Origin of the sequence: Microcystis sp. M44BS1 (assembly GCF_020244875.1) — a bacterium.
Taxonomy (GTDB): domain Bacteria; phylum Cyanobacteriota; class Cyanobacteriia; order Cyanobacteriales; family Microcystaceae; genus Microcystis; species Microcystis panniformis.
Genome location: NZ_JADBVM010000147.1, coordinates 1 through 5,698, shown reverse-complemented (window position 1 = coordinate 5,698; position 5,698 = coordinate 1). Strand labels below are relative to the sequence as shown.

Below are 5,698 nucleotides of genomic sequence, written 5' to 3'. Positions count from 1 at the left end.
CCCCTAGTACAAGAAAATACCTTCCGTCTGGGGGAAACCTTTCATTCCTTCCAAGTCATCCGTCTTTGGGAAGAAAAGACACCACAATTTTTCCATCATCCCGGTTTATTACCCTTTGCCGTCCTCAGCAATACCGATGACCCCGAACAGGTGTTAAGTCTGGTGTCCCGTTCTCTAGAAACTATCCCCGAAAAACAGGTGCAAAGCAATCTCGCTGCCGCTACCAGTATTCTCGCCGGGTTAGTATTAAATCGAGAGACGATCAAAAAAATCCTTCGGAGTGACATTATGAGAGAATCCGTCATCTATCAAGATATTTTAGAGGAAGGCGAGGAAAAAGGACTACAAAAAGGACTACAAAAAGGATTGCAAGAAGGATTGCAAGCGGGTAAAGAAGAAAAAGCTCGACAAATTGCCCTAAAAATGCTATCTGCTGGTTTTTCTATCCCAGAAATCGCCCAATTTACCGATTTATCCCCCGACGCGATCGAGCAATTACAATCGAGAGACGATTAGAAAAATTCTTCGGAGTGACATTATGAGAGAATCCGTCATCTATCAAGATATTTTAGAGGAAGGCAGAGAGGAAGGCGAGGAAAAGGGACGACAAGAAGGCCAAGAAGAAAAAGCTCGACAAATTGCCCTAAAAATGCTATCTGCTGGTTTTTCTATCCCAGAAATCGCCCGATTTACCGATTTGTCCCCCGACGCGATCGAGCAATTACAAAGACAGCAGCACAATTAAAGCTTTTAACCGCAAAGGGTGGGGAATTAGCAAAATTTTGGCTCATCTCCGCACCCCAAGCGCAGTTAACGACTTTTAGCGACGCAACGCACCACTAAACCACCACCTAGTATGCCTAGTCCGATAACACCAGAAGGTTTGGGAGTGGACACATTACCAATATCACCCGAAATATCAGAAGCAACAAGGCGAAAGTTATCGATTGCAGCATAACCACTGCTTAGAATATCGGTTTTATCCCAAAAAAGCCCCAATTTTCTCCACGGCAGCCTCTAGAATATCGGGATCGTGAACTAAGGCAAAACGCACATACCCCTCACCACCCTTACCAAAACCGGAACCGGGGGAAACAGCGACACCAGTTTGGGCCACCAATTGCCGACAAAAATCGACGGAATTACCCGGCCAACTGGGGGGAATTTTCGCCCAAACGTACATAGTAGCGGCCGGAGTGGCAACTGGCCAACCGATGCGATTTAGGGCATTAATAAACACATCCCGGCGTTTTTGGAAGATAGCGACGGTTTCTTTGACCGAATCTTGATTACCAGTTAAAGCAGCGATCGCACCATTAAGGATGCCCAAATACTGATTAAAATCAACCATAGCTTTAATCTGTCGCAAAGCCATAATTAACTGCGGGTTGCCAATGGCGAAACCGATGCGAAAACCGCCCATATTATAGGACTTGGAAAAGGTAAAAAACTCGATCGAATTAGTTTTAGCTCGATCGGCCTGTAAAATTGACGGGGGGGGCGATGTTCCCGCAAAAAAGATGTCTAGATAGGGAAAATCGTGGATTAAAACTAAATTATGCTGACGGCAAAAATCAACCGCTTTTTGGAAAAATGCCAAAGTTGCGATCGCTGTGGTGGGATTATGGGGATAACTCAAGACCATCAGCTTCGATTGTGCCAGCACTAGGTCAGGAATGTCCTCTAAAACCGGCAGAAAGTCATTTTTTGACAAAATTGGCATTCCGTAGATTTGACCGCCGGCAAGGGCAACACCGCCCAAATGGGAGGGATAACCCGGATCGAGGAGTAGGGCAAAATCCCCGGGGTTGAGAAGGGCCAAAGGTAGATGGGCCGTGCCTTCCTGAGAACCAATCAGGGGTAAAACCTCCGTTTCCGGATCGATGGGTACACCAAAGCGATCGCTATACCAGTTAGCGGCAGTTATTCGGAAGTCTCTGGTCCCATTATGGAGTAAATAGCCGTGCGTGTGAGGATCGTGGAGAGATCGCTCAATAGCATCGACAACGTGGGGAGCAGCACCAAGATCGGAGGAACCGAGCGAAAGATCGATAATGGTATTACCCGATTCTCTACTGGCAGCTTTTGCCCGATCCATATCGGCAAAAACGTTGGATTGTAGTGCCTGTAAGCGGTGTGCTAGGGTTAAGTTATTCATAACCACAGATACCTAATTAGCTGATATAGGTATCGATAAAAGATTGTAATTGTTGTTTGCCGATCGCCCCTTCATGACTGGCAATAATTTGGTTATCTTTAAAGATGCGTAAAGCGGGAACACCTTCCACCTTACATTTAGCCACCGAGTCGGGGTTAGGGTCTATTTCTAGTTTAACTACTTTTAGCCGTTCGTCGTAGGTTTTGGCCACCCAATCGATCGAGGGGGATACCAGACGACACGGACCGCACCAACTCGCCCAAAAATAGACTAAAACGGGTTTTTCGACCTCAAAAACCTCTTGGTCAAACTTCTGATCGCTAATGACAGTTACGCTACTCACAGTATTTATTTCCTCACCATCGCTACTGATTATCATAGAGGTTCTGGGTACTTTTCGGCAATTATCCACTTCCAAAGTTCCTCAAACATTAGGATCAAAGACATCCCGTAAACCATCACCGATAAAATTAATACTTAACACCGTGATCACGATAGCTAGAGCGGGAAAAATGACCAAGTGGGGGGCAGTTGTCAAGTAATCTTTAGCTTTAAATAACATTTGTCCCCAAGTCGGCACATCGGGGGGGAAACCCAAACCCAAAAAACTCAGGGTTGACTCGGTAATAATCGCATTACCCACGGCTAAAGTGGCCGCCACGATAATCATTCCCAAAACGTTAGGCAATAAATGCACCCAGATTAAACGGAAAGGAGTGGCCCCCAAAGCAATCGCAGCCGAGATAAATTCCATCTCCCGTAATTTTAAGAAATTTCCCCGCACCAATCGCGCCACCGACATCCAATTTAAACCCCCGATCACCAAAACCACGAGGATAAAAATACCCGTTTCCGGTCCGGCGATTTTTTTGATACTATCGCGAAATAGATAGACAATCAGCAAAAGTAGGGGTAATTGGGGCAAAGATAGAAATAAATCCGTTAATCGCATCAATAAGCCATCGATCGCTCCCCCGTAAAACCCGGAAATAGCCCCGATCGCCGTCCCCAGAATCATCGCCACCATCATAGCAGCAATCCCCACCGCCAGGGAAATTCGACCCCCCACCAAAATCCTCGCCAATTGATCCTGTCCCAGATCATTAGTCCCGAAAAGATGTTTTAAACTAGGGGGAGCAGTGGTTTGACTAAAATCAATGGTATCGATGGGGACCCGATAGAAAATCGGACCGAATAGGACAGCAAAAATAATTATCATTAATGCGATCGCTCCTATTACCGCCAGGGGATCTCGGTAAAAACGTCGCCAAGTATCGATAATTGCAGAAGACAGGGAAGACATAAGCTGTTAAGTAGATAGGTATTAAAAACTTTCAGATCCCCCCGCCTATCGGCACCCCCCTTATCAAGGGGGGCAGGGGGGATCAAACCTAAAATCCATTTTAAATTTAATTATAACCAGCTACTTAAGTGTTTAAATTACTTGTTGAGATCAGGTACTTTTGCATTGGGGGAGATTCCGCTAATCTAAGAATAAACGGTTTAAATGAGTCTTTTTAGTCTGCTGTATTTTAGGTAAAATCTCAAGATGAGTCCCTTTATTGAAGGAACCGTTGTGTTATAGTATAACTCAAGTTCAGAAAATAGAGAGTAAAACTATGACTGTTAAAGAACTTATTCAAACAGCAATTGATAATTTACCTGAAGAACAACTAGATGAACTTTATCAATTAATTAAAAATTTCACCGCCAGCAAAAACAACTTATTAGAAGAAAAACCATCCTTATTCAAACGTCATTTTCCAGTTGAGAATATGGTGGGTAAAGCTAAAATACTAGGTGATATGGTCAGTCCTATTGTAGATGAAGAAGATTGGGAATGTCTGAAGTAATTGTGCTTGATACTCATATTTGGTTGTGGTTAATAAATGGCAATTTTGACAGATTTCCCGAACATTGGCTAGAAAAATTTGAGTTAGCAGAATCTCTCGGAGTTTCCCCCATTTCTTGCTATGAAATAGCCCTTGCTAACCAACGGGAAAGATTAGAATTAAGTTATCCCCTTCAAGAGTGGATTCAACAAGCTTTAACAGTAGCTAAAATAGATATATTTTCAATTACCCTGGAAATTGCCATTAGAGCAGTTAATTTATCTCCCATTCACAAAGATCCTTTTGACCGTATTATTATGGCTACAGCCTTAGCATACGGGGCAAAACTGGCTAGTATTGATAACTTATTTTCTAAATATGTCGAAATCAAAGATCATCTCATGGAGAGAGGGAAATAGTGATAAGTAAGAGGACAAAATCAACAGATGATTAAAATTTACACGGAAATCGAACGGGGGCAAAATTGGTTACAGCGCCATCAAAAATCTTCTCCGATATTTGCCCTAGTTTTAGGCTTTACCGAGACGGGATTAATCCCCGGAATCTCCACCGCCGGCGCCACCCCGGAAGATAGAAAATATACAGCGATCGCCGATGCCGAATTTATCGTTAAAGGAGTTTCACCCCATCCCCGTTATCCCTTACCCCCCCTAACGGTGGGAGCCTCCCCTGCCTATATTACCCGCGCCGTAGTGGAAAAATTAGCCATTCCCGTCCTCGTTTTTAACGCCGGTTTACCCTTGCCCCCGGCCGTCGATTATATCGAACTAGGGGGACAACCGGCCCGTTGTCTCTCCACTGGCTGCGCCCTAGACCTGACCATAGTAAAACACCTGTTCGCCCAAGGATTAACCTGGGGAGAAAAATTAGCCCGGGAGTCTAGTTATCTAATTATCGGCGAGTGTGTGGTCGGTGGCACCACCACCGCCCTCGCCATCCTAACCGGATTGGGTTATCGAGCCAACGGCAAAGTTAACAGCAGCCACCCCCAGTGCAATCATGCTCAGAAACGGGCAATAGTTGAGCAGGGATTAGCCCGAAAAGAAATTTTTGATCCTTTTGAGGTAATCGCCGCCCTAGGCGATCCTCAGCAGATTTTCGTCGCTGGCATGGCCATCGCCGCCAGTGGGCAGGGTGGGGTACTCCTCGCCGGAGGAACCCAAATGTTAGCCGTTTCTGCCCTAATTCAAGCTCTAGTGGCTAAATATGCCTATCCGGTTAACTGGGAAAATATCATCGTCGGCACAACTCGCTGGGTAGCGGAAGATGAAACGGGGGATACAATCGGATTAGCCACCATGATCGGAAAAATACCCCTATTAGCCACACAATTAAACTTTTCCGCCTCTAAATACCCGGTTTTGCAAGCTTATGAACAGGGTTTCGTCAAGGAAGGAGTCGGAGCCGGAGGATCGGCGATCGCATCTTCTCTGTACCAGAATTGGACTAATCAAGATTTGGTTAAAGCGATCGAAAATTTAATCGGGTTTCAACTAAACTGTTGACTATCTAGGGTTTGCGGCAAAAAGCTTTTCCTGGGGGCAGGGGTAGGGCTGATTCATTCTCCGAATCTAATTCTTTTTTTGCTACCTTTAATCGCTTATGAGGTAAGCAAAGCACGACGTTTTTAAAAATTTTCAGCTATGTATTTCCGAGAAATCGACTAAAAACGTTGCCAGATAAGGAT

Annotated in this window: 9 protein-coding genes; 5 read left to right on the top strand and 4 right to left on the bottom strand. The window is 44.9% G+C overall.

Annotation, left to right across the window (positions count from 1 at the left end):
- Positions 1 to 516: Rpn family recombination-promoting nuclease/putative transposase (locus IM515_RS12150; RefSeq protein ID WP_287698009.1), on the top strand; the 516-nt coding region annotated here is incomplete at its 5' end.
- A gap of 22 nt (positions 517 to 538) precedes the next feature.
- On the top strand, positions 539 to 745 hold the full coding sequence (locus IM515_RS12145; RefSeq protein WP_287629038.1) for an Rpn/YhgA-type helix-turn-helix domain-containing protein: 207 nt from the start codon (positions 539 to 541) through the stop codon (positions 743 to 745).
- 65 nt (positions 746 to 810) lie between these two features.
- Here the strand turns inward: IM515_RS12145 and IM515_RS12140 are convergent, their stop codons facing one another.
- The 4 genes from IM515_RS12140 to IM515_RS12125 are packed head-to-tail and all read right to left on the bottom strand — an operon-like array spanning position 811 to position 3,461.
- The gene (locus IM515_RS12140; protein WP_287629037.1) at positions 811 to 999 is read right to left on the bottom strand and encodes a hypothetical protein; all 189 of its coding nucleotides are present in this window, start codon (positions 997 to 999) and stop codon (positions 811 to 813) included.
- Complete coding sequence (locus tag IM515_RS12135) at positions 980 to 2,158, bottom strand: LL-diaminopimelate aminotransferase (protein ID WP_287629036.1); 1,179 nt, start codon at positions 2,156 to 2,158, stop codon at positions 980 to 982. Before IM515_RS12135 ends, IM515_RS12140 begins: the two co-directional genes overlap by 20 nt.
- A 16-nt stretch (positions 2,159 to 2,174) precedes the next feature.
- Entirely contained in the window at positions 2,175 to 2,537 is a 363-nt protein-coding gene (locus IM515_RS12130) for a thioredoxin family protein (protein ID WP_002765716.1), read from the bottom strand.
- A 45-nt stretch (positions 2,538 to 2,582) separates the two neighbouring features.
- The gene (locus IM515_RS12125) at positions 2,583 to 3,461 is read right to left on the bottom strand and encodes an ABC transporter permease (RefSeq protein WP_002765717.1); all 879 of its coding nucleotides are present in this window, start codon (positions 3,459 to 3,461) and stop codon (positions 2,583 to 2,585) included.
- Between the two features lie 316 nt (positions 3,462 to 3,777).
- Here IM515_RS12125 and IM515_RS12120 point away from each other — a divergent pair, with 316 nt between their 5' ends.
- Genes IM515_RS12120 through cobT form a run of 3 tightly spaced genes read left to right on the top strand, consistent with a single transcriptional unit; the run spans position 3,778 to position 5,516 of the window.
- Complete coding sequence (locus IM515_RS12120) at positions 3,778 to 4,011, top strand: hypothetical protein (protein ID WP_002739069.1); 234 nt, start codon at positions 3,778 to 3,780, stop codon at positions 4,009 to 4,011.
- The gene (locus IM515_RS12115) at positions 3,999 to 4,409 is read left to right on the top strand and encodes a type II toxin-antitoxin system VapC family toxin (RefSeq protein ID WP_287629034.1); all 411 of its coding nucleotides are present in this window, start codon (positions 3,999 to 4,001) and stop codon (positions 4,407 to 4,409) included. Before IM515_RS12120 ends, IM515_RS12115 begins: the two co-directional genes overlap by 13 nt.
- Positions 4,410 to 4,436: 27 nt before the next feature.
- Positions 4,437 to 5,516: a nicotinate mononucleotide-dependent phosphoribosyltransferase CobT gene (gene cobT, locus IM515_RS12110; protein WP_287629033.1), complete on the top strand. Its 1,080-nt coding sequence runs from the start codon at positions 4,437 to 4,439 to the stop codon at positions 5,514 to 5,516.
- Positions 5,517 to 5,698 lie beyond the last annotated feature (182 nt).

What these genes read in the sequence shown, in the direction of transcription:
- IM515_RS12145 (WP_287629038.1), top strand. Translation starts at nt 539, where the DNA reads ATGAGAGAATCCGTCATCTATCAAGATATTTTAGAGGAAGGCAGAGAG.
- IM515_RS12135 (WP_287629036.1), bottom strand. Translation starts at nt 2,158, where the DNA reads ATGAATAACTTAACCCTAGCACACCGCTTACAGGCACTACAATCCAAC.
- IM515_RS12130 (WP_002765716.1), bottom strand. Translation starts at nt 2,537, where the DNA reads ATGATAATCAGTAGCGATGGTGAGGAAATAAATACTGTGAGTAGCGTA.
- IM515_RS12125 (WP_002765717.1), bottom strand. Translation starts at nt 3,461, where the DNA reads ATGTCTTCCCTGTCTTCTGCAATTATCGATACTTGGCGACGTTTTTAC.
- IM515_RS12120 (WP_002739069.1), top strand. Translation starts at nt 3,778, where the DNA reads ATGACTGTTAAAGAACTTATTCAAACAGCAATTGATAATTTACCTGAA.
- IM515_RS12115 (WP_287629034.1), top strand. Translation starts at nt 3,999, where the DNA reads ATGTCTGAAGTAATTGTGCTTGATACTCATATTTGGTTGTGGTTAATA.
- cobT (WP_287629033.1), top strand. Translation starts at nt 4,437, where the DNA reads ATGATTAAAATTTACACGGAAATCGAACGGGGGCAAAATTGGTTACAG.